At 63.3% G+C, this 21,679-nt stretch carries 19 protein-coding genes; all 19 read right to left on the bottom strand.

Annotated features, from left to right (window positions below; genetic code table 11):
• Positions 1–293: 293 nt before the first annotated feature.
• Complete coding sequence (locus NKH60_RS28190) at positions 294–1,790, bottom strand: sugar ABC transporter ATP-binding protein (RefSeq protein ID WP_352771376.1); 1,497 nt, start codon at positions 1,788–1,790, stop codon at positions 294–296.
• A complete protein-coding gene (locus tag NKH60_RS28185; RefSeq protein ID WP_352474242.1) occupies positions 1,790–2,848 on the bottom strand; it encodes a hypothetical protein in 1,059 nt (352 codons plus the stop codon). The genes NKH60_RS28190 and NKH60_RS28185 overlap by 1 nt, the downstream gene beginning before the upstream one ends.
• A complete protein-coding gene (locus tag NKH60_RS28180; RefSeq protein WP_352835145.1) occupies positions 2,845–4,968 on the bottom strand; it encodes an ABC transporter permease in 2,124 nt (707 codons plus the stop codon). The genes NKH60_RS28185 and NKH60_RS28180 overlap by 4 nt, the downstream gene beginning before the upstream one ends.
• Positions 4,969–5,185: 217 nt before the next feature.
• Positions 5,186–6,211: a sugar ABC transporter substrate-binding protein gene (locus NKH60_RS28175; RefSeq protein ID WP_352835147.1), complete on the bottom strand. Its 1,026-nt coding sequence runs from the start codon at positions 6,209–6,211 to the stop codon at positions 5,186–5,188.
• Positions 6,212–6,268: 57 nt separating this feature from the next.
• A complete protein-coding gene (locus NKH60_RS28170; protein WP_352452739.1) occupies positions 6,269–7,255 on the bottom strand; it encodes an ABC transporter permease in 987 nt (328 codons plus the stop codon).
• A 280-nt stretch (positions 7,256–7,535) separates the two neighbouring features.
• Positions 7,536–8,978 (bottom strand): DHA2 family efflux MFS transporter permease subunit, encoded by a 1,443-nt coding sequence (locus NKH60_RS28165; RefSeq protein WP_352835150.1) that lies wholly within the window; start codon positions 8,976–8,978, stop codon positions 7,536–7,538.
• Between the two features lie 226 nt (positions 8,979–9,204).
• Positions 9,205–10,005, bottom strand: coding sequence for a 3-methyl-2-oxobutanoate hydroxymethyltransferase (locus tag NKH60_RS28160; protein WP_023675787.1), 801 nt, complete (start codon positions 10,003–10,005; stop codon positions 9,205–9,207).
• A gap of 37 nt (positions 10,006–10,042) precedes the next feature.
• Entirely contained in the window at positions 10,043–10,357 is a 315-nt protein-coding gene (locus NKH60_RS28155; protein ID WP_023675786.1) for a MocE family 2Fe-2S type ferredoxin, read from the bottom strand.
• Positions 10,358–10,401: 44 nt separating this feature from the next.
• A complete protein-coding gene (locus NKH60_RS28150; RefSeq protein ID WP_352835153.1) occupies positions 10,402–11,490 on the bottom strand; it encodes a fatty acid desaturase family protein in 1,089 nt (362 codons plus the stop codon).
• A 91-nt stretch (positions 11,491–11,581) separates the two neighbouring features.
• Positions 11,582–12,763 (bottom strand): aldose 1-epimerase family protein, encoded by a 1,182-nt coding sequence (locus NKH60_RS28145; protein ID WP_352835156.1) that lies wholly within the window; start codon positions 12,761–12,763, stop codon positions 11,582–11,584.
• A gap of 34 nt (positions 12,764–12,797) precedes the next feature.
• Entirely contained in the window at positions 12,798–13,580 is a 783-nt protein-coding gene (locus NKH60_RS28140) for an ATP-binding cassette domain-containing protein (protein ID WP_352835234.1), read from the bottom strand.
• Positions 13,577–14,581: an ABC transporter permease gene (locus NKH60_RS28135; RefSeq protein ID WP_352874199.1), complete on the bottom strand. Its 1,005-nt coding sequence runs from the start codon at positions 14,579–14,581 to the stop codon at positions 13,577–13,579. The genes NKH60_RS28140 and NKH60_RS28135 overlap by 4 nt, the downstream gene beginning before the upstream one ends.
• Before the next feature lie 61 nt (positions 14,582–14,642).
• Positions 14,643–15,584: a sugar ABC transporter substrate-binding protein gene (locus tag NKH60_RS28130; protein ID WP_023675781.1), complete on the bottom strand. Its 942-nt coding sequence runs from the start codon at positions 15,582–15,584 to the stop codon at positions 14,643–14,645.
• Positions 15,585–15,621: 37 nt separating this feature from the next.
• Positions 15,622–16,536 carry a sugar phosphate isomerase/epimerase family protein gene (locus NKH60_RS28125; RefSeq protein ID WP_292661966.1) on the bottom strand — a complete coding sequence of 305 codons (915 nt, stop codon included), beginning with the start codon at positions 16,534–16,536 and terminating at the stop codon, positions 15,622–15,624.
• 26 nt (positions 16,537–16,562) lie between these two features.
• The gene (locus NKH60_RS28120; protein WP_352835237.1) at positions 16,563–17,651 is read right to left on the bottom strand and encodes a Gfo/Idh/MocA family protein; all 1,089 of its coding nucleotides are present in this window, start codon (positions 17,649–17,651) and stop codon (positions 16,563–16,565) included.
• Between the two features lie 50 nt (positions 17,652–17,701).
• Positions 17,702–18,763, bottom strand: coding sequence for an ABC transporter ATP-binding protein (locus NKH60_RS28115; protein ID WP_352835165.1), 1,062 nt, complete (start codon positions 18,761–18,763; stop codon positions 17,702–17,704).
• A 4-nt stretch (positions 18,764–18,767) separates the two neighbouring features.
• Positions 18,768–19,859, bottom strand: coding sequence for an ABC transporter ATP-binding protein (locus NKH60_RS28110; protein ID WP_352835168.1), 1,092 nt, complete (start codon positions 19,857–19,859; stop codon positions 18,768–18,770).
• Positions 19,859–20,818 carry a carbohydrate ABC transporter permease gene (locus NKH60_RS28105; protein ID WP_352835170.1) on the bottom strand — a complete coding sequence of 320 codons (960 nt, stop codon included), beginning with the start codon at positions 20,816–20,818 and terminating at the stop codon, positions 19,859–19,861. Before NKH60_RS28105 ends, NKH60_RS28110 begins: the two co-directional genes overlap by 1 nt.
• Complete coding sequence (locus NKH60_RS28100) at positions 20,815–21,675, bottom strand: carbohydrate ABC transporter permease (protein WP_352835174.1); 861 nt, start codon at positions 21,673–21,675, stop codon at positions 20,815–20,817. The genes NKH60_RS28105 and NKH60_RS28100 overlap by 4 nt, the downstream gene beginning before the upstream one ends.
• Between the last annotated feature and the right edge of the window lie 4 nt (positions 21,676–21,679).

Raw genomic sequence — 21,679 nt, 5'->3', positions numbered from 1 at the left:
ACGGACGGCTCCCTTGTTTGAGATCTCAACGAACTCATTCTGGCACATCCGATGCCGTCGGGCGCCGTCCACCCCATCATGCCGTGACCTTAGCCGAAGGGTGCAGCGGAGCAGGATGCTGCACCGCTGCAGCGCTCTGATGTAGCGGCATGGATCCTGGGATCTGCGCCGCGTCGCTTCGCTCCTTGCTTCGCCCCAGGATGACGAAACGACGGGCGCCTCGGCCAATCTCCAAAGTGTACGATCCGCCGGCGCAAAAACCGTCCAAATGTCAACCTTCCGCGCCCGGGAACCTAATGCACCGCAGCGTACATGATCTTCTCCTCCGTCGCCTCGGCAGGCGAGAACTCCTCGACGATGCGGCCTTGCCGGCAGACCAGGATGCGGTCGGACAGGTTCATGATCTCCGGCAGGTAGGACGAGATGACGACGACGGCCAGGCCCTCGTCGGCCAGCCGGTTGATGATCTGGTGGATCTCGGCGATGGCGCCGACATCGACGCCGCGCGTCGGCTCGTCGAAGATGACGATGCGCGGCTTTTGCACCAGCCCCTTGCCGATCACCACCTTCTGCTGGTTGCCTCCGGAAAGCTCGATCACGCGCGCATTATCGTTGATCGCCTTGACGTTCAGCGTCCTGGTCCATTCGGCAGACAGCGCCCGCATCTCCTGCGCGTTGATTACCCAGCTCTTTTCCCGCCCCGCCGCCAAAAAGCCGCCGAACAGGTTCTCGGCGACGTCCATCGTCTCGAAAATCCCCTCGCTCTTGCGATCTTCGGTGACATAGACGATGCCGTCCGCCACCGCCTCGCTCGGCACGAGATAGCGCACCGGCCGGTCGTCCAGCTCGATGGTGCCGCCGCGCAGGAAGTCGCGCTTGTAGATGCCGGAGACGATCTTGAATGTCTCGGTGCGGCCCGAGCCGATCAGCCCGAACACGCCGGTGATCTGGCCCTCGAAGATCGAGAAGGAATTGTTGCGCACGACATTGCTCATCGAGATGTCCTGCACCGACAGCACCTTCTTGCCGGCCTTGCGCAGCCTGGTCTCGTCGCGCTGGCTGTAGAGCTGCCCCGACAGCGTGCGCCCGACCATCGCCGCGACGATCCTGTCGCGATCGAAGGCGGCGGTATCGTCGGTGATCACCAGCTCGCCGTCGCGCAGGATGGTGATGCGGTCGGCGATATCAAGCGCCTCCTCGAGCGCATGGCTGATGAAGACGATCGACACGCCCCTTGCCTTAAGCCGGCGGATCAGCGCGAAGAAGTGCCGCTTTTCCTCTGGCGTCAGCGTCGCCGTCGGCTCGTCGAAGATGATGATCTCGGCATTGTGGTGGACGGCGCGCGCGATCTCGACCATCTGCCGCTTGGCGGCGCCCAGCGTCGCCACCATGGCATTGGGGTCGACGGGAAAATTCAGCGACTGCAGGAACTGCTGCGCCGAGATATAGGTGCCGCGCAGCCGGTTGAGAAAGCGCTCCGTGCCGAGGTAGAGGTTCTGCGCCACCGTCATCGACGGCACCAGGCTGGTTTCCTGGAACACCATGGCGATGCCGGCTTCAAGTGCCGCATGCGGCGAGGCGTAGGCGATCTCCTGGCCCTTGTGGAACATCGTTCCCGATGTCGCGTCGACGACGCCGGCGATGATCTTGGTCAGCGTCGATTTTCCAGCACCATTCTCGCCGAGCAGCGCGTGGATCTCGCCTTTGCGCAGTTCGAAGCTGACATTCTTCACCGCGGGCACGCCGCGATAGGTCTTGGTCACGTTCTCCAGTCGGACGATCGGTTCCATCAGCGATGCCCTCCTGAAGCCAGATCAATGGCCAGCAGGCAATCGCCGCCTTTCGAGGCAATGAAAAGGCGACCGTCTGTCTCCGCCACGCTGCAGATGCCGTGGCGCGTGCCGTTGGCGCGGCTGTGCAGGCTGAATTGCGGCCGCATCTCCCGATCGAGCCTGACCACCAGCCCGTAAGAGCGGCTCGGCGACCACGGCTTGTGGATGCCCATGGTGCGGATGCCGCCGCATTGCAGCGGCTCGAGGAAGCTGCGGTTGGAGGCGAGCGCCGGCGCGATCCAGTGTTGCGGCGACACTTGCGCCAGCATGTCGTTCCGATAGTGCGTTTCCTGCAGCACGAATTCGATCAGACGGTTCCGGGGCGCAAACAGCGCCAGCCAGGCACCGCCATCGGCGGCGGGCGATAGCCGCGCGGGATAGCCGGGCAGATGCGCCAGCACCGTCGAGCGGCTGCCTGTCGCGCCGTCGAAGCGGACGAGTTGGTGCCGCCAGCTCTCGCCGACCAACACGTCCTTGCCGGTTGGATGCAGCCCATAGGGAAAGGCGATGTCACCGGCGAGCTTGCGGAATTCGCTGCCTGCCGGATCGCGCTTCCACAGCGAACCCGACGCACCCTTCTTCATCAGATCGGCGGCCCATTCCGACGGCGCGTGTTCGGCCGAGCCATTGGCCAGCCAAAGCGTGCCATCTTCTGCGTAGGCGAGTGCTGTTATGCAGCGGATCTCGGCCGGCAGGGCGGCCTCCTTGCCTGCAATCAGCAGCCTGCCGCTTTCGAGCCCGACCGTCAGTTCGCCGGCGGGCGAGCGCGCGAGCGCGGTGACGGCGGCGGGAAATGTCTCGACCAGAACAGGCGCGCCACCGGCGGCGAGCGCGTAGAGGGCATTGCCGCTGGACGCCAGCAGCCGGCCGTCGGCGACCAGCAGATTGTCGGGCTCGGGCAGTTCGGCGAAGGCCGCAACATCGTCCAGCAGCGTGTTCGGCCTGAAGGCGCCATCAAGCGGCGGGATGGTCACTGCCTTGCCGCGAAAGATGTCGAGGATCGGGTCCAGCATCATGGCTTGGCACCCCAGTAAGAAGCGGGGCTGGTCCAGTTCGGGTCGGCGCCGGCAATCCGGTAGCGGCCGATGCGGTTGTTGAGGATGCCGCCGACGAACAGAAAACCCTTATGCTCGCGCATCGAAGTCACCATCGGATGCGCGGCGCCCGACAGGTCGCCCATCGCCTCGACGATGCCGCCGTTCTCGTTGAATTTTACCACACCGCCGGTGTTGATGTTGGGAAAAAGCCATTCGTCCTGCGGCAGCCGGCGCGTCATGCGCTTGCGCATGTCGGGATGGCGCAGCGACAGGTCGAAGCTCGGCGTGCGCATGCCGAGCCAGGCCATCCAGTAATTGCCGTCTGACGCTCGGTTGATGTTGTCGGGGTAGCCAGGCATGTCGCGGATGACGCATTCGGCAACGCCCGCCTTCGGCCCTTCCAGCCAGTAGCGGTGCACGCGGCAGGCCCAGCTTTCGGCGAAGAACAGCGACTTGCCGTCATGCGCCATGCAGACGCCGTTGGTGTAACGGTAGCCGTCGAGCAATGTCTTGGTCGAACCGTCCGTCGGATCACAGACGAGCAGCCGCCCGGTGGCGCGGTTCTCGATCGAATCCAGCGCCCAGTCGTGCGCGTCATAGCGCTTGGTGGAATCGGTGAAGTAGATGCGGCCGTCCGGCGCGATGTCGCAATCATTGGGGTCGCGCAACCGCGCATCGTCGACGATCGAGGTCCAGGAGCGCGACGTTTCCGCCGAAAGCCGCTTCACCTCGCGCTGCGGCGAGACCGAATAGAGGCCCATCGCGCCGACACAGCTGATCAGATTGCCTGTCTTGTCGAAGGCCAGGCCGAGCGGAAAGCCGCCAATATGCGCAAAGACCTCCGAACGTTTGTAGTCCGGCGCGAAGAAGCGGACGATCTCGCCATGCCTGGTGCCGCAATAGAGATGGTCGTCGCGGTCGAGGATGACGTCTTCCGGCCCTTCCAGCTCGCCGAGCCCGATATGGTCAGCCCCAGACAGCCGGTTGTCGAGCTCGTAAGGCGTGCCGGAACCCGGTGCGGCCGACTGCGTTGCGCCCATTTTCAGATAGACCGGTGCGACATAGACCTCGTCCAGCACCTTGTGGCGGTTCTTCAGCCAGCGAATGTCGATGGTGACGGCGACGGCCAGCATGATGCCCAGCACCATCTGGTTAGTGCCGGTGCCATAGCCCAGCCGGATCAGGCCGTTGGTCATCGTCAGCACGATGATCGCGCCCATCAGCCCCTTGATCACCGAACCGCGGCCGCCGCCCAGGCTGACGCCGCCGACGACCGCCGCTGTCAGTGCCATGACCTCGAGGTTGAGGCCTGTGCCCGGCCCTGCCCCGCTCAGCCGGCAGGCGATGAGGAAGCCGCCGAGCGAGGCGCAGAAGCCGGAGAACACATAAGTCATGAACACGGTGCGGCGTACGCGGATGCCGGCATTGTGAGCCGATCGCCGCGACCCGCCCACCGCCTGCACATGCCAGCCGGGCCGCGAGCGCGTCAGCGCGACATGCGTAATAATCGCCAGGATAATCGCCGCCCACACTGCGACCGACAGGCCCCAGAAGGTATCGTCGCCGATGAAGTCCAGCACATCCGATGTGGCATCGGAAAGCTGGACGTCGGCGGCATAGGTGGTGACCAGTATGTCGAACAGCGCCCGCCCGAAGATGAAGGTGACCAGTGTCGTCAGGAAAGCGCGCAGCCTGAAATAGCCGATCAGGTAACCGTTGATCGCGCCGAACAGCAGGCCGGTGGCGATCGAGGCGACCAGCGCCAGCCACACCGATTGTTCGAGGATGAAGAAGACGAAGACGGCGGAAAAGCAGGACAGCGCGAAGATCGAGCCGACCGAAAGGTCGATGCCGCCGCCAAGCATGACCACCGTCATGCCGGTGACGACCAGCGAGAACTCGCCGAGCTGGCGGGTCGATTCCTGTAGCGACATCGGCTTGAAGAAGCCGGGAATGATCGAACCGAACACGCCGAGCGTCGCCACCAGCGCCAGGAACGGAATGGCGTTGTCGGTCCAGCGTTTGCTCAATATCTCGCCGACGAGATGGTCGGGCACGAGATTGTAGCGCCAGGACTGGAGGCGTTCGCGAAAGGACATCGGTTGCTGCTATTCGAGAGAAAAGGGAAAAAGGGGCCGGGCTATCCGCAGAACAATCGCCTCAGGTTTGCGCTGCCCCTCACCCTTACCCTCTCCCCGTATAGAGACGGGGAGAGGGGGTCGCCAGCGTTGGAGCGTATCCCTTCTCTCCGTCACTATACGGGGAGAAGGTGCCGGCAGGCGGATGAGGGGCAGCGCGAAGCTCAGGAAAGCCGGCCTACTTGGCCGCAGCTTCGGCTTGCAGTGCTTTCAAATCCCAGCAGCTGTCCGGCTTGAGGTCGGCCTTGGTCGTCGCCTTCTCCAGCGTGTAGATGTAGGTGTGCGAGGTGCCGGCCGGCTGGCCGCTCTGCAACAGGAATTTTATGACGGCGTTCATGTCACCCGACTGGCGGGCAAGGTCGGTCATCACCACCGCGCCATAGGTGCCGTCCTGCAGCTTGTCGCAGTCGGCGGTTTTCTCGCCGCCACCGGTGGTGACCAGGAACACCTTGCCCTCGAGCTTGGCATCGCGGATCGCAGCCGATGCGCCGGTCGCGTCACCATCCCAGAAATCGATGATGGCGCAGATGTCGGGGTTCTGCTGCAGCATTGTCGTCGTCACGTTGCGCGAGGTCGTCGCATCCCAGTTGGAGTCCGGCTTGGCCACGACCTTGAAGTCCGCGTTCTTGTCCAGCACCTTCATGATGCCGGCATACTGGTAGAGGCTCGATGAGTTGGCCTGGTCGCCCTGCACCAGCCCGATCTTCTTGGAGGAGTTCGGCCCACAACCCTTGATCGCCGCTTCGGCTTCCAACTGGCCGAGGCGATCCCAGTCGCTGCCGACAAAGGCATCGGCCGGGAAGTTCGCCGGATTGTCGACCAAAAGCACATAGGTGCCGGCCGCCTGCGCCTTCTTCATCAGCTTGGCATAGGAATTGAGGTCCGGCGAATGGATGATCAGCACGTCCGGCCTGGCGTCCGACGAGATTGCGTCGGTTATCGCCTGCGCGCCGGCATCGACCACCCAGTTCGGATCACGCGTCTCGAACACGCCGCCCCAGGCCTCGACCTCCGTCTTCAGGTAATGCGCCCAGCCCTGTGCCAGGTCGAAGCCCATCGCCATCGGCACCAGCATCACACGCTTGCCCTTGAGCGCTTGCGAATAGGCGGCCGGACCCGGATCTTCTGCAGCGAAGCCCGGCGCCACGAAGGCGGAGATGGCAAGCGCTGCCGCGGCAGCCATAAATGTCCTGATGATTTTCATGTCACATCCTCTGGTTTGGTATGTCGTTCGCGGCCGGCCCCAACCGTTCGCGTCAGTCTAAATGTCGCCTTGCTGCGCGGTCTGCTCGTCGCGCGGATTGATGAACCCATCGACGATGATCGCCGCCAGCAGGATCGCGGCCTTGATCAGGTTCTGATAGAGCAGCGGAATGTCGATGATGGTCATGGCGTTGAGCAGGATGCCGATCAGCGCGGCACCCACCAGCACGTTGCGCACCCCGCCCCGCCCGCCCGACAGACCGATGCCGCCGATCACCGCCACCAGCACGATGTCGTAGAGCAGCGTGGAATTGACGATGCGGGTGTTGATTGAATGCAGGCTGGCGGCGGTGAGCAGGCCAGCCACCAGCGAGACCAGGGCCGACAGCACGTAGCGCAGCACCAGCATCGGGCGCACTGGAATGCCGATATTGCGCGCCGCGACCGGGTTGTCGCCGGCGAAATAGACGTAGCGGCCCCATTTGGTGTAGCGCAGGAACAGGAAGAAGGCGAAAGCCAGCCCGGCGAAGACAAACACCTCGACCGGGATGTCGAGGAAACGCAGCCCGCCCAGAAGCTCGACCCAATGGCCGGGCGGCACCGGCACGGCGTCCTGCGTGATCAATTGTGAACGCACATAGCCGAAGACGAAGGACGCGGTCGCCAGCGTCACGAAGATCGCCGGGACCTCGGCATAGGCGACCAGGATTCCGTTCAACAGCCCGATGGCGAGAACACCGGCGAGCACATAGGCGAAGGCCAGCCCGTCGGGCATCCCCGAATTCAGCAGTTGCAGATACCACGCGACCGACATCGCCATGATCGCCACCGCCGAGAGATCGATGCCCCTGCCGATGATAACGACCGCCATGCCGAGCGCCAATATGCCCAGCACCGAGACCGAGCGCACGATGGCAACGAGATTGTTCGAATTGATAAACCCGGGCAGTCCGATGGCGGCGGCAATGAACAGCACAACCGCGATGGCAAAGACAATGCCCTCTTGGTTCAGGCTTCTCCAGTTTAGCCAGCCGGTCGCGTTCATTGCCCGCTTTCACCCGCGATGGCTACGCCCTGCTCCCTCTGCGGCCATCGGAACGAAAGCTAATCGGCTCAAGACCAATTCGTCAAATGAATCCGTGCATTGCAGGCCGGCTTGCGACGAAATTCCGCGCTTGGATGCACCGATTGGCGAGGCTGGCGCAATGCCGGGAACTCAAGCTGTTTTGCAATTGATCGCGCCGATCGGACCGCCGGCAAAGGTTTGCTCCGGAACGAGCGAAGCAGGCATAATTTATGTCCGCGATTGCCGCTGGATTCCTGCGTCAAATCCGCAAAACATGGCCCGAGACCTCGGCGCCGGCAGCCTTCGGCAACGCCAGGAAGCGACACGAGGCGACGAGCCCGATTGCGCCGATCGCCACGAAGGCGAGTCGGAAGTCGACGAGATCGAGCGCCGCAGCGCCCCTGGCGATCTGCGACAGGTTGAGCAGTGCCGCGGCGACCGCTACGCCGAACAGCATCGCCACCTGCTGCAGCATGCTGGACAACGTCGCCGCCGAGCTGCGCTGCGGTGAGGCCACATCGGCGAAGGCCAGCGTGTTCAGCGCGGTGAACTGCATCGAGCGCGACAGTCCGGCGATCAGCATCAGCGCCACCACCAACGCTTGCGGCGTCTGCGGCGAAAGCGCCGCGCAGGCCATGATCGACAAGGAGGCGATCACCCCGTTGACGATCAGCACCGAACGGAAGCCGAAGCGCCTCAGCGTCGGCGTCGTCACCGCCTTCATGCCGAGATTGCCGAGGAAATAGGCCAGGATCATCATGCCCGCATCGACCGGGCTCAGGCCGAAGCCGACCTGGAACAAAAGCGGCAGCAGGAACGGCGTGGCGTTGATGGCGATCCGGAAAATCGTGCCGGCCGACAGCGTCGAGATGGCGAAGGTCTGCACCTTGAAAGCTGTGAGATCGAGCAGCGGATGGTTGGCGCGTCGCAGATGCCGCACCGCCAGCCAGCCGACCAAAATGCCCGTGCCGAGCAGTGCCACGGTCGGCAACACACCCTCTTCCGGATGCGCGATGCGCTCGAGGCCATAGAGCATCGCGGCGAGCCCCACCGAGGTCAGCAGGAAGCCCGGCCAGTCGAGGGGCTTGGCCCCAGCTTCGCGGTCGCCGGGAATGAAGCGGGCGACCAGTGCCAAACCGGCAACGCCAAGCGGGATGTTGATGAAGAAATTCCAGTGCCAGGAGAGATAGGTGGTGATGAAGCCGCCAAGCACCGGCCCGACCACCGGCGCAAACAGCGCCGGCCAGGTGATCAGCGCCGTGGCGTTGAGAAGCTCGGATTTCGGCGCGTTGCGCAGCACCAGGATGCGGCCGACCGGCGTCATCAGCGCGCTGCCCAGGCCCTGAACCGCGCGTGCGGCGACGAACTCGGCCAGATTCTGTGAGATGCCGCAAACGAGCGAGGCCAATGTGAACAGGGCGATCGCCACGAGGAAGATGTTGCGCGCGCCAAAACGGTCGGCGAGCCAGCCGGACAGCGGCACGAATACCGCCATGGTCAGCATATAAACGGTGATGCCGATGCTCATCGCCACCGCCGGCACGCCGAAGGATTCTCCCATCTGCGGCAGCGATGTCGAGATGATGGTCGAATCCAGAAGCTGCATGAAGAAGGCGACGGCGACGATCAGCGCCACCCGCCGGGCTTGCCGCGCCGCCGGCGCGGTTTCGGGCAAGGCTTTGTTTTCGGGAATGGCGGTCATGCACAGAACTGCCCGAAGGGGAATTTTCACCCGCTCCATCGGCAACCGCACAATTATCCGGCAAACCGATGACCCACCGGTTTCAACAGTATCTGGCCGGTGCCGTCCAGACCTGGTTCAACAAACTTTCGTGTGGCATCGCAGCCGGCCATGCGATGACCCGGCCCTGGCGCCGAACCGGCCTTTCACGATCCGCGATGATGCTTTGTGCCGCTGCCGGGGCGTCTTATGCGGCTTCGATCTTCTCCAGGAACAGGCTGAGCTGGTCCGGGTCCATGTGCACGACGTGCCTGTCTTCGGGATAGGCCAGGCTGTTCACATCGGCGACATATTCGGAGAAGGCAGCGATTCGTTCGGCCTGCAGGCGATCGTATTCGGCGGCGAAATTGCGATAGACCTTGGAATGGCGCGGCATGTGGCCACGGTTCTGGCCGAGGATGTCGTCGGCGAACAGATACTGCGCGTCACAGCCGGTGCCCGCTCCCATCGACAGCATGATCAGCGACGTGCGTTCCGAAATCGCCTTGGCCACCTCGACCGGCACCACCTCGATCTCGGCGCCGATCGCGCCGGCGGCCTCCAGTTGCTTCACCGCCTCGAACACCTGCATGGCGGTATCGGCGGTCTTGCCGACAGCCTTGAAGCCGCCCGTCCAGGTGGCGCGTGACGGGATGAGGCCGACATGGCCGATCACCGGAATGGCATCGTCGGCCATCCGCTTGATGGTGGCGTACCCGGCGCTGCAATAGACCGCATCGGCGCTGGCCTTGTAGAGCCGGAACGCCCAGCGGACGAAATCATCGGCGGTGCCGATTTCGAAGAAATTCTCGCCCGGCATGGTGAACAGGCTGGGTGCCGCATCGCGGTATTGCGGATTGAGCACCAACTCCGGCGGCACCGAGACGATATCGACGCCGGCGCGTTCGGCGGCCTCGGCCTCGTCCATCGTCAGCACGCGCAGCATGGTCAGCTGCCGCTTGCCCTTCATGGCACGCAGGTCTGCGACGGTCGGTCTTTTCCGGCTCATGGATTTTGGTTCCCTTTGCTACGTGACAGAAGGCCGGTCAGGCGATCTGGATCATCACCTTGCCAGCTTCCACCTTGACTGGATAGGTCGCGAGATTGACGCAAACGGGAGCGCCCTTCGCCTGCCCGGTCTTATAATTGAAGCGGCCATTGTGCTTGGGGCATTCGATGATGTCGTCCATCACAAGCCCATCGGCCAGATGCGCCTTCTCATGCGTACAAAACCCATCGGTGGCGAAGAATTCATCGTCCGGCGAACGGTAGATCGCGAAGGTGCGGCCGCCATGGTCGAAGCGGATGACATCTTCCTCTTCGACATCGTCCACGGCGCACGCTTCGACCCAATCGGCCATCTCTATCTCTCCTGAAATTTCTGCGTTGCGCTGGTGCGCAGTACCTACTCAGCCGCTGCCGACATGTTCACTTCGTGGAATTCGCCACGATAGGGCCGTGCGGTTGGCGGCAGTTCGCGCTTGAGGAAATAATCCTCGTATTTGAGCTGCCTGAGCAGGACAGGCCAGACCTCGCGATAGGCATGCCATATCGACGGGTTCGGCTCCGGCAGATCGTGCTTGATCAGTTCATGCAGCCTGGGCAGCGCGTGATAAGGCACCATCGGAAACATGTGGTGCTCGACGTGGTAGTTCATGTTCCAGTAGATGAACCGGCTGATCGGGTTCATGTACACGGTACGGGTGTTGAGCCGGTGATCGACGACATTGTCGGCCAGACCGATGTGCTGCAGCAGGCCGGTCATCACCATGTGCCAGGTGCCGTAAAGGCGCGGCACGCCGATAAGCACCACCGGCACCCACGACTGCAGGTAGAGGGCGAGTGCTATCGTGGCGATGTAGATGGCAATATGCCAGCGCGCCGCGATGACGGCCTTGTGCTGTTCCATCTCGGGAACGTAGCTTTTCTCGTCGGGCGTCAGCTTGCCGAACGCCTGGCGTACCAGTGCCGGAAGCGAATAGCGAAAATCGAGGATGCCGGTGAAAGCCAGCGCCGCACGCAAAAGGTCCGGCGGGCGCATCACGGCGATCTCGGCGTCGCGGCCGACGATGATGGTGTCGGTGTGGTGGCGGGCATGGCTCCAGCGCCAGGTCACCGGGTTGCGCATCAGCATGAAGCTGGCGACCTGGTAGACGACATCGTTCATCCAGCGCGTGCGGAAGGCAGTGCCATGGCCGCATTCGTGCCAGCGCGAGTCGCTGGACGAGCCGTAGAGCACGCCGTAGACGAAGAAGAACGGCACGCACCACCAGGTACCCCAGAAATAGATGGCGCCGGCGGCGGAGCCGAGGATGGCGACGATCCAGATGATCGTGTCGCGGATCGCCGGACCGTCTGAGCGCTGCATCAACTCCTTGATCGCCTTGCGGGGGACATCCGTGTGGTACCACTCCGCCGAGGCCAGTCCCGTCTCGATCGCCCTGCGCGTGCTTTCGCCGACCAGGCTGTAATCGCGCTTTACCGTGCCAGCCATTGTGACCTCCAATTCCCGATCGGCCGCGAACCCTCCCCGCTCCGGCCGGAACCAGCCTCCCAACTGGTGTCCCGTATCGTCTTCGCCATTATCACGACCTGCCTCCAAGAACAGGAAAACGGCCCGACGGCTGGGGATAATCCTGCTGCGGCTGCCTGGCGATTGCAGCGATCCGGCTTTCGGCGGCGGCGATCTCGCCGGCGCCGTCGAGGACCCGGAACGCCGCATCGTAGGAGCGGCTCTCGCCATGCTCCAGCCAGATCATCTCGCCGCGTTCGCGCGCCGCCAGATTGCCCAGCACATGATGCGTCGACGGCTCGATGCCCAGCGCGTACTGCCCGGCCTGGAAATTCTGCCATTGATAGGCGCAAGGCAACTGGTCCTTGCGCGTGACCACCTCGAAGCCGAGGCCGAGCCTGTCGTTGACCACCGCCACCGGGACTTCGCCGGTGCTGTCGGCGCCGAGTTCATGCTGCCAGACCTGTTCCTTGAATCCCGGTTGCGGCGCCGGCACCGTGCGGTAGCCGACCTTCTGCGCTTCATAGCGCTCGCCGGCATGCCCGGCCCAGACGACGTCGCGGATCGGCGCCAGGTAGCGCGATCCCTCGTCGAGCACCGGATGACTGACATTGATGTGGTAGAAATACATATGCGGCGTACGGTTGAAACCGTGATTGACGACACGGTCCGAAAGCCGGATCTCGTTGCCGCCGACATCGGCCTCGATCCGCCGCAGCAGGTGCAGATCCTCGCCGAATACAGTCGATTGCTGGACGATGCCTTCGGCCCACAACAGGCAGCGGTCGCCGTCCCAGGTCTCGCCATAGCCGGTCAGCCGCGCCGGAATGGTGCTGACACGGCCGTGCAGCGAATGGCGCACCGTCTTCTTCGGCGGGTAGTTGTAGGTATCGGCCGGTACTTCGTTCATGAACAATATATGGTCGAGGCCGCAGGTCAGCAGAAGGCCGGAAAACGACCGCGCCCACGCCAATCCCTCCTCGCCTTCATATTCGTGCAGGCCGGGATGGCGAAAACCGCTCGGCGAGTGCCAGCCGATCGCCTGGCCCCTGAAGTCGCAATCGGCGATATCGAGCGCCCGGTCGACCAGCGCGGTGAAGCGCAGGCCGGAGCCGGTGCGGAATTCGAGCATGCGGATGCCGCGCTCGATGCCGTCGCCAAGCGTCATCAGCCGCACGCCGGCGAACTGCGACAGCATGCCCGAGCGTTCCGAGACCTGCCGGCGCGACAGCGTCTTGCCGTAAAGCTCTACCATGTGACGGCCAGTTCTTTCACTTTGCTCCCGTCCTTCACTTCGCTCTCGTCTCCTTGAGCAGGGCCGACATGTCGGCACCGGTGATGATGCTTTCCACGGTCAGCAGATCGGTGTCGGCGACCGTCTGCTCGGCGACGATCTCGCCGCGGCGCATGACGATGATGCGATCGGCGACCTGGAAGACGTGATGGATGTTGTGGGTGATCAAAAGCACCGAGTGACCGGCGTCGCGCACTTCCTTGACGAAGCGCAGCACACCGTGCGTTTCCTCGACGCCGAGATTGTTGGTCGGCTCGTCGAGGATGATGACCTTGGCGGCAAATTGCATGGCACGCGAAATGGCGATCGATTGGCGCTCGCCGCCCGACAGCGTGCTGACCAGCGCATCGGCGTCGAGTTTCTTCGAGATGCCGACGCGCTTCAAAAGCGCCGAGGCGGCATCGCGCAATTTGGCAAGATCGAGCGGTGCGAACACGCCCATCCATTTGAGATTGACCGGCTCGCGGCCGAGGAAAAGATTGCGCGCGATGCTGAGGTCGGGCGCCAGCGAGGTGTCCTGGTGGATGGTCTCGATGCCGAGATCCATCGCGTCGCGCGTCGAGCGGATGGAGACCTTCTGGCCGCGCACATAGATCTCGCCGCGATCGACCGGAAACACGCCCGAGATCGCCTTGATCAGCGTCGATTTGCCGGCGCCGTTGTCACCGAGCAAGGCCACCACTTCGCCCTCGTTGAGCGCGAAGGACGCGTTCTTCAGGGCGCGGACGCTGCCGAAGGATTTTTGCAAATTCTGCAGCCGAAGCACTTCCATGATCAGCTCCTGGCGGCGTTCTTCTGCAGCAAAGCGTGCAGGATGAGCATGGCAAGGATGATGACGCCGACGAAGATGTTGTAGGCGAGCCCTGGCACGCCGATCAGCACGATGCCGTTGCGGATGCTGCGCAGCATCAGCGCGCCGACGATGGTGCCTAAAATGGTGCCGCGTCCACCGGTCAGCGCGGTGCCGCCAACCACCACCATGGCGATCACTTCGATCTCGTAGCCGGTGCCGGCCACCGGCGAGGCGGCAGAGATGCGGAAGGCGCTGATCATGCCGGCGAGACCGGCAAGCACCGAGGTCAGGATGAACAGCCAGATCTTGACCGCATCGGCCGGCACACCACGCGCCACGGCAGCGTTACGGTTCGAGCCGATAGCGCTGATCCAGTTGCCGAGCTTGGCGTAGCGCAGCACATAGATCGCCAGTAGCGACAGGCCGATGAACCACCACAGCGAGGTATAGAAACGGAACGTTCCGATATTGAAGCTGCCGGCCAGCAGCGTCACGAAGAAGCCCGGCCGGTCCCAGGATTTCAGCGGAAATCCTTGCGTGATGTAGAGCGCTGCCCCGCGCACGACGAGCAACATCGACAGCGTCACCAGGAAGGACGAAATGCCGATCTTGGTGACGATCAGCCCGTTGATCGCGCCGATGGCTATGCAGAGCAGCAGGCCGGCCAGCAGCGCGACGCCAATATCAAAGCCGCCGTTCTGCACCAGCAGCATGACGACGACCGGCGCCAGCCCGAACACGGCACCGACCGAAAGGTCGAACTCGCCCGCCGTCAGAAGCAGCGTCATGCCGAGCGCGATGATGCCGAGCTCGGGCAGGAACGCCATCATGTTGGAGATGTTGAGCGGCGACAGGAAATTGGCGTCGGCGATCGCGAACACCGCCAGCAGGACAATCAGGATGACGAGCGAAGAGAACTGCGGCGAGCGCATCAGGCTCGACCTGCGTTTGGCACGCGGCATTTCCTCTTCTGCGGCAATTGTCATGACTGTTTCGACCATATCTCAAGGTGACGCCCGCCGCCTGCGCGGCGAGCGTCAGTTCCAATCACTTGTTGTAGAGTTTCAGGATCGGTTCGACGCTCGACGCGTCGTAGAGACTGAACGTGTGGATGTCGTAGCCGATCGGTTCGCCAGCGGCGGCCAACCCGAGCAGCGCCACCGGCATGAAGCCCTGCGCCGATGGGAACTGCCAGGCAGCCGCGTTGATGAACCCAGACTTCACTGACTCGGCCGTTTCCTTCGAATTGCCCCAGCCGACGACCGGGATCTTGCCGGCCGGCACGCCGGCGCCGTCGAACACCCGCTTGACGCTGGCCGCGACGGAATCGCCGAGCGCGATGATTGCCGGCGGGTTGTTGGCGACCATGTAGTCGGTCATCTTGGCGATGATGCCGGCCGGATCGGTGCCGCAATCGACCACATCATATTTGATGCCGAGCGGATCGAAGACGCTGGCTATGCCTTCGGTCTCGAGCTGCTGGTAGCTGGCGCCCGGCACTTCGACCGGCAGGAACACTTTGTCGCCCTGCTTCACCATCTTGTGGTCGACCAGATATTTCGCCCAGATGACACCGGCTTCCTTAAGGTCGGCGCCGACATAGGCCTGACGGCCGGTTGCCGGATCGTCGGTGTTGAAGAACACGATCGGGATACCGGCCGCCTTCGCTGCCTTGACCTCCTCGGTCCACAGGCCGGGCTGCGCCGAGGTCGTGGCGATGCCGTCCGGCTTGGCGGCAAGTGCGGAGTTGAAGGCCTCCTTCTGCGCCGCCATGTCGCCACCGCTGAACGAGATCTTGCAGGTCACCTTGAGCTGGTCGCAGGCCTTGGTGGCGCCGGCATTCCAGTCGATCCAGAAGGCATCCGACGGGCCGCCATGCGACAGCAGATAGAACGTCTTCTGGGCGTCCTGCGCCAGCGCCGGCGTACCCAGCGCAACACCGGCGAGAACGGTCGCCGCGGCAGCGATTTTCAACGCGAATTTCAACATTTCTCTTCCTCCCTTGTTTCGTAGCCGAACCGCGCCATCACAGTCCGTTGGCGCGGAATTTCCCGTCGAGGAATTTCTTGGCGCGCGGCACGTCGTCTTCCGAAAGATGTTCGATGATGACCGGGATGTTCGGGTGCTTTTCGGCCAGCCGCTTGAGATAGAGGTCGTAGTTCAGCGAACCGAGACCGGGCGCCGGCAGCTCGATCTCGCCGACGCCGCGGAAAGTGTGGCTTTCCAGCGCGTCCTCGTCGCCGATGTCGGCGTGCTTCTCCGACTTGTCGCCGCCGGAGCGTTTGACGTCCTTGGCGTGGGCTATCTTGATCTTGTCGGTCAGCGTGTCGAACACCTGGTTCAGGATCTGGTCCATCCTGTCGATGTTGTGCGTTTCGAAATAGTTGGTCGGGTCCATCAGCAGGCCGAGGCCTGGGTGGTCGACCTGCGCGAACATCCTCACCGTCTCCTCGACCGAGCCGACGACATTGTTGACATAGGTCTCGAGCAGGAAGACCGCGCCGTGGTCATAGGCGGTCTGGGCAAGGTCGGCGATGACCTTGCGGCATTCCTCAAAACCTTCCTCGGTCTTGTTCTTCGGGTGATGCACCCAGTCGGACTCGGTGTTGTAGGTACCGGTTTCCGAGATCACGTAAGGGGTGCCGAAATGGCGTGCGTTGCGGATGATCTCCTTCAAATAGCCGACGCGCCTCTCGCGCTCGCCCATATCCGGATGGATGATGTTGGTGTAGCCCGATACGCAGCAGATCGGCAGATTGTGGTCGCGGAACGTGTCGCGGACAGTCTTGGCCTTGTCCCTGGTGATCTGTCCGGCGGAAAGGTCGATATCCCTGAAATGCAGGTCAAGCTGCACGGTGTTGAAATCGAGCGCCCGGATCTTCTGCGCGGTCTCCTTGAGGCCATACGGGAAATAACCCGTGAAAATACCTGCCTGCATCATGGTGTGAAGTCCTCCCTGTAAGTGATTCAGTCAGTTGATATTTCGGAAAGTTTGACTGTCCGGCCCTTGTCGATCGAACGATAGCCGGCTTCGACCAGCGCCATAGTCTTGACGTTGTCGGCGACCGACAGCGCCGGCGGCTCGCCCGTCTTGACCGCGTGCTGGAGCTGCTCCATGACGCCGATAAAAGCATGCGGGAACCACATCGTGTCCCAGCTGGGTGTCACCCATTCACCACCGGTAGTCTCGGTCGAGGCATAGGTCAGCGTCGAGGCAGCGCCAGTCGGCCAGCCGATGGTGCCCTTGGCGACGCCCTTGGTGCCGTCGACGCGCCAATTGATGTGCTGGTCGTCCTTGTAGTCCTCCTGGCGCGGACCGGACCAGACATCCTCAAGCGATACGGCAAGCACGCCCGACGGGAACTTGATCGTCGACACGGTGATGCCGTCCGAATGGTCGAAGCGGGTGCGCGGGTCCTTGCGGGTCAGGGTGGTGATCTCCAGGGGATCGCCGAACAGGAACCGCAGTACGTCGAGATGATGGACGCTCATATTGGCGAGCGTCAGCCGGTCATAGTCCTCGAGGAAGCTCTGCCAGTGCGGGATCGCATGCATGTCGATCTGGGCGAAAACGATGTCGCCGAGCGCGCCGCTATCGATGATCTGCTTCAAGACGCGCATCGACTGGTCGTAACGCATGTTCTGGTTGACCGAGAGGATCTTGCCTGCCTTGGCCGCCTCGTCGCGAAGTTTGACGGCCTCTTCAAGGGACAGCGCCAATGGCTTCTGCGCCAGGATCGCCTTGATATGTGCCTGCTTCAGAGCATGGCGGATCAGCGCCGGCTGCTGGTCCGGTGGAAAGGCAAGGTCGATGATCTCGACGTTCTTGTCCTCGATGAGCTGTTCCGGCGTGTCGTGGACGGTTGGGATATCCCAGCGTTTGGCGACCTTCTCGGCGCTGGCCTTGGTCCGCGAGGCAATCGCCACCACGGGGAAACCGGCTTCCTTGTAGGCGGCAAGGTGACATTCGGCCATGATCATGCCGGCGCCGACGCAGCCGATCCTGTATTCCCTGGTGCGGACTTTAACGTCCGGCTCGAAGCCGTTGCCCGCCATTTCTTGGCTTGCCATATGTTCCTCCCGAAGCTCGTTCCTTGCCGCCGCCGTCATCTTGCCAGCGCTCCCCCGCTCTGTCCGAAATAATGCACCCTGCCCGGCTCGCAGGATATCGCCACCATCGCGTCCGGCCTGATGTCCGGCTGGCCGCGCAACAGCGCCCGCAGACGCGCCTGCCCGGCGGCGAGCGTCACAACGGTGTAGCCGCCGAGCGGCTCGACCTCGAACACTCGCGCCGGGCGGCCCGCGCCCCCCTCCGACCAGGCCTTGACCTTGATGTCTTCCGGCCTGAGTCCAATTTCCACGGCATCGGCCGGGGCACCGGCATCCGCGATGCGGATCGTGCCTTCCGCCGCCTCCACGCCTTCGGCGCCGTGCACCGACTTCAATATGTTCATCATCGGCGACCCGAGCAGCCGCGCCACATAGGTGCTGGCTGGCCGGTCATAGATCTCGGCCGGCGCGCCGATCTGCCTGATCTTGCCGTTCTCCAGAATGGCCATTCGGTCGGCGACCGACATCGCTTCTTCCTGGTCGTGCGTGACATAGATCAGCGTCTTGCCGAGCTCGCGCTGGATGCGCTTCAGCTCGACCCGCGTTTCCTCGCGCAGCCGGGCGTCGAGCGCCGAAATCGGGTCGTCCATCAGATAGGCGGCCGGGTCGCGCACCAGCGCACGGGCGATCGCCACGCGCTGCCGCTCGCCGCCTGAAAGCTGTGCCGGCGGCTTGTGCAGGATATGGCCGATATGCAGCTTGGCCGCGACGTCGGCGACGCGCTTTTCGATCTCGGCTTCGGCGACCCGGCGTTCGACCAGCGGAAAGCGGATGTTGGCGCGCGCGCTCATATGCGGAAACAGCGCCAAATTCTGGAACACCATGGCGACGTTGCGCTCGGCCGGCGACACCGTGTTGACCGGCTTTCCGCCGATCAGGATCTCGCCCGCGTCCGGGGTTTCCAGCCCGAGCACCAGACGCAGTATCGTCGACTTGCCCGACAGCGGCGGCCCGAAGAAGCAGAAGAACTCATTGTCGTTGACAGTGAACGAGGCGTCGTCGACGGCGAGCGTGTTGCCGTAGCGTTTGGTCACATTGCGGAAGGCGATATCGGCCATGGTCTCAGCCCGCTCTCAAGGCGAGGCCGGTGACGGCGTCGAAGACACGCACCGCCTCCACCGCAGGTGCGACGACGGTTGTCTGCCCGATCGCCAGCCCGACATCATTGTCGAACACCGCCTTCACCGCAGTCTCGCCGTCGCCAAGGTGGATGATGGTGCGCGCGCCGATCCGCTCGACGAAACTCACCGGCATGGACAGGCCACGGCCGTCTTCAGCCAGCGTCACCTGCTCCGGTCGAAAGCCATAAAACACCTCGCCGCGCATCCTGCGTACGGCATCGGCGATCTCGACCGGCAGCGGCGGTGTCACGCCGAGCGGGCCGAGATCGACGACCAGGCCACGGTCGCTTTCCGCCGGCCAGCCCTTGAGCAGGTTCATGCCCGGCGCGCCGATGAAGCGGGCGACGAAGACATTGGCCGGATCGTTGTAGACTTCCAGTGGCGTGCCGACCTGCTGCAGCACGCCGTGGTCCATCACCGCGATGCGGTCGGCCATGGTCATCGCTTCGAGCTGGTCGTGGGTGACGTAGACCATGGTCTGCCGGAACTGCCGCTGCAACTGCTTCAATTCGGTCCGCATCACCGCCCGGAAGGCGGCATCGACATTGGACAGCGGCTCGTCGAGCAGGAAGATCGCCGGCTCCATGATCGCCGAACGGCCGATCGCCACCCGCTGCAATATGTTGACCGACAGTCTGTCCGCCTTGCGGTCGAGCAGCGGCGTCAGTTGCAGCATCTCGGCAATGGCGCCGACACGGCGGCCGATCTCGGCCTTTGGTGCGCCGCGCATTTTCGGCCCGTAGGCGAGGTTCTGCCGCACGCTCATATGAGTGAAGATCGCATAGTTCTGGAAGACGAAGCCGACGCCGCGCCGCCCCATCGGCACGCCGGCCATGTCGCGCTCGCCGAACATTATCTTGCCGCTGGTCGGCTCTTCCATGCCGGCGATCATGTTCATCGTCGTCGACTTGCCGCAGCCGGACGGCCCCAGCAGCGCCATGAACTCGCCGTCGGCAATGGCCAGGTCCATCGTCTTCAGCGCGGTGAAATCGCCAAATTTCTTGACCAGGTTCTGCAGATGGATGGTGCTCATCAGGCCGCCACCTCGCGTACCCGAGCCATGCGTTTCATGGCAAACACCGCGGCGATGGACAGCACGATCAATATGGCCAGCGCGATTGCCGCCACATAGCCCCAGATCAGGTCCTGGGTGGTGAGCTTGTAGATGTAAACGGAGATGGTTTCGGTAGCGACGCCAGGACCGCCGCCGGTCATGATGTAGAGCGTGTCGAAGATCTTGAAGTTCTCGATCACCCTGATCGCCAGCGCGATGATGATGATCGTCTTCATCTTCGGCAGCACGATGGTGATGAATCGCTGCCAAGGGTTGGCACCGAGCAGCGTCGCCGCCTTGATCTGGTCCTCAGGCACGCCGACCAGGCCGGCAAGCAGGATCAGGAACATCAGCGGCGTCCATTGCCAGATGTCGGCGACCATGACGGCGACGAGCGCCAGCGTCGGGTCCGACAGCCAGGCGATGGTGACGGGAAAGCCTGAGATCGCCGACAGGATGTCGTTGACCGGGCCGCCCGACTGAAACAGCATGAAGAACATGTAGCCGGCCACCGCCGGCACCACCATCATCGGCATCAAGAGGATCGAGTAGAAGATCCGCTTGCCGGGGAACTCGTCCGCAAACAGTGTCGCGAGCGCCAAGCCGAGCAGGAACTCCGCCGGCACGCAGACGATCATGACGATGGCCGTGCGCTTCAGCGCGCTCCAGAAGCGCGCATCGGCGGCAAGGTCGGTGTAGTTGGCGAAACTGTTCCACATCGACCAGGCGTTCCACCAGCCGGTGCCCGACAGCGGCGACCAGTCGGTCAGGCTGATGTAGAGCTGCATCAGGAGCGGGAAGACGGCGATGAACAGCACCAGGATCTGCGCCGGCAGCGTCAGCCGGAAGCCGAGCTTTGCGCCCTCGTCCGGCAGCACCGACGCCGCTTTGGAGGCTTGCATGTCGCCCTCCGAAATCGTCGCAGTCACCGCGCTCATTGCTTGAGCGCCCCGAAGGTCAGTCCGCGCACCAGATGGCGCTGGATGGCGATGCCCATGATGACAGGCGGCACTGCGGCTATCAGGCCGAGCGCCGCCTTGGCGCCGTAGAGTTGGCCGGTCATCGAGGAGGACAGCGAGGCCATGTAGACAGGGACCGTCACCCATTCGCGCGTCGTCAGAAGCAGCGCAATCAGATAGTCCGACCAGTTGAGAATGAAGACGAACAACGCGGCACTGGCCAGCGGCGCGCGCATCATCGGCAGCGTGATGCGGATGAAGACGCGCCACCGCGAGCAGCCCTCGACCAGCGCCGCCTCCTCGATCTCGCGCGGCATGTCGTCGAAGAAGGTCTTCATCAGCCAGAAGGCGAAAGGCAGCGTGACGATGCCGTAGATCAACGACAGCCCCCACCAGCTGTCGGTGAAGTTGAGGAAGGCCGACATGATCATCACCGGGGTCATGACCGCCATCGGCGGAAACAGGCGAAGCTGGATCAGCGCCAGCGGCAGGTTCTGGCCCGAGCCGAAGCGCGACAGACCGTAGGCCGCCGCGGTGCCCGCCGACATGGCGATTGCCGTACCGAATGTGGCCGACAGCAGCGACGACAGGATCGGCTGCAAAGCTGTGCGGTCGAGGGCGACGATCAGATTGTTGGTCGACTCACCGAAGACGAAACGGAAATTGCTGAGTGTCGGGTTCTTCGGCCACCATGTCAGGTCGGCGCCGGTCGCCGACCATTCGGCGATCGGCTTGAACGCCATCGACACCATCCACAGGATCGGCACCAGCGTCACCGCCATCGCCGCAAGGATCGCGGCATAGCGGAATATCTCGAAAGGAACTGAACGCTTCATCTTG

The organism is Mesorhizobium sp. M1006, from assembly GCF_040318825.1.
In the GTDB taxonomy this organism is placed as follows: Bacteria; Pseudomonadota; Alphaproteobacteria; order Rhizobiales; family Rhizobiaceae; genus Mesorhizobium.
This window is presented reverse-complemented; position numbering and strand designations above follow the sequence as displayed.

Bases quoted from the DNA above. Each gene is read 5' to 3' on its own strand.
- NKH60_RS28190 (WP_352771376.1), bottom strand. From the start codon at position 1,790: ATGGAACCGATCGTCCGACTGGAGAACGTGACCAAGACCTATCGCGGC.
- NKH60_RS28185 (WP_352474242.1), bottom strand. From the start codon at position 2,848: ATGATGCTGGACCCGATCCTCGACATCTTTCGCGGCAAGGCAGTGACC.
- NKH60_RS28180 (WP_352835145.1), bottom strand. From the start codon at position 4,968: ATGTCCTTTCGCGAACGCCTCCAGTCCTGGCGCTACAATCTCGTGCCC.
- NKH60_RS28175 (WP_352835147.1), bottom strand. From the start codon at position 6,211: ATGAAAATCATCAGGACATTTATGGCTGCCGCGGCAGCGCTTGCCATC.
- NKH60_RS28170 (WP_352452739.1), bottom strand. From the start codon at position 7,255: ATGAACGCGACCGGCTGGCTAAACTGGAGAAGCCTGAACCAAGAGGGC.
- NKH60_RS28165 (WP_352835150.1), bottom strand. From the start codon at position 8,978: ATGACCGCCATTCCCGAAAACAAAGCCTTGCCCGAAACCGCGCCGGCG.
- NKH60_RS28160 (WP_023675787.1), bottom strand. From the start codon at position 10,005: ATGAGCCGGAAAAGACCGACCGTCGCAGACCTGCGTGCCATGAAGGGC.
- NKH60_RS28155 (WP_023675786.1), bottom strand. From the start codon at position 10,357: ATGGCCGATTGGGTCGAAGCGTGCGCCGTGGACGATGTCGAAGAGGAA.
- NKH60_RS28150 (WP_352835153.1), bottom strand. From the start codon at position 11,490: ATGGCTGGCACGGTAAAGCGCGATTACAGCCTGGTCGGCGAAAGCACG.
- NKH60_RS28145 (WP_352835156.1), bottom strand. From the start codon at position 12,763: ATGGTAGAGCTTTACGGCAAGACGCTGTCGCGCCGGCAGGTCTCGGAA.
- NKH60_RS28135 (WP_352874199.1), bottom strand. From the start codon at position 14,581: ATGACAATTGCCGCAGAAGAGGAAATGCCGCGTGCCAAACGCAGGTCG.
- NKH60_RS28130 (WP_023675781.1), bottom strand. From the start codon at position 15,584: ATGTTGAAATTCGCGTTGAAAATCGCTGCCGCGGCGACCGTTCTCGCC.
- NKH60_RS28125 (WP_292661966.1), bottom strand. From the start codon at position 16,536: ATGATGCAGGCAGGTATTTTCACGGGTTATTTCCCGTATGGCCTCAAG.
- NKH60_RS28120 (WP_352835237.1), bottom strand. From the start codon at position 17,651: ATGGCGGGCAACGGCTTCGAGCCGGACGTTAAAGTCCGCACCAGGGAA.
- NKH60_RS28115 (WP_352835165.1), bottom strand. From the start codon at position 18,763: ATGGCCGATATCGCCTTCCGCAATGTGACCAAACGCTACGGCAACACG.
- NKH60_RS28110 (WP_352835168.1), bottom strand. From the start codon at position 19,859: ATGAGCACCATCCATCTGCAGAACCTGGTCAAGAAATTTGGCGATTTC.
- NKH60_RS28105 (WP_352835170.1), bottom strand. From the start codon at position 20,818: ATGAGCGCGGTGACTGCGACGATTTCGGAGGGCGACATGCAAGCCTCC.
- NKH60_RS28100 (WP_352835174.1), bottom strand. From the start codon at position 21,675: ATGAAGCGTTCAGTTCCTTTCGAGATATTCCGCTATGCCGCGATCCTT.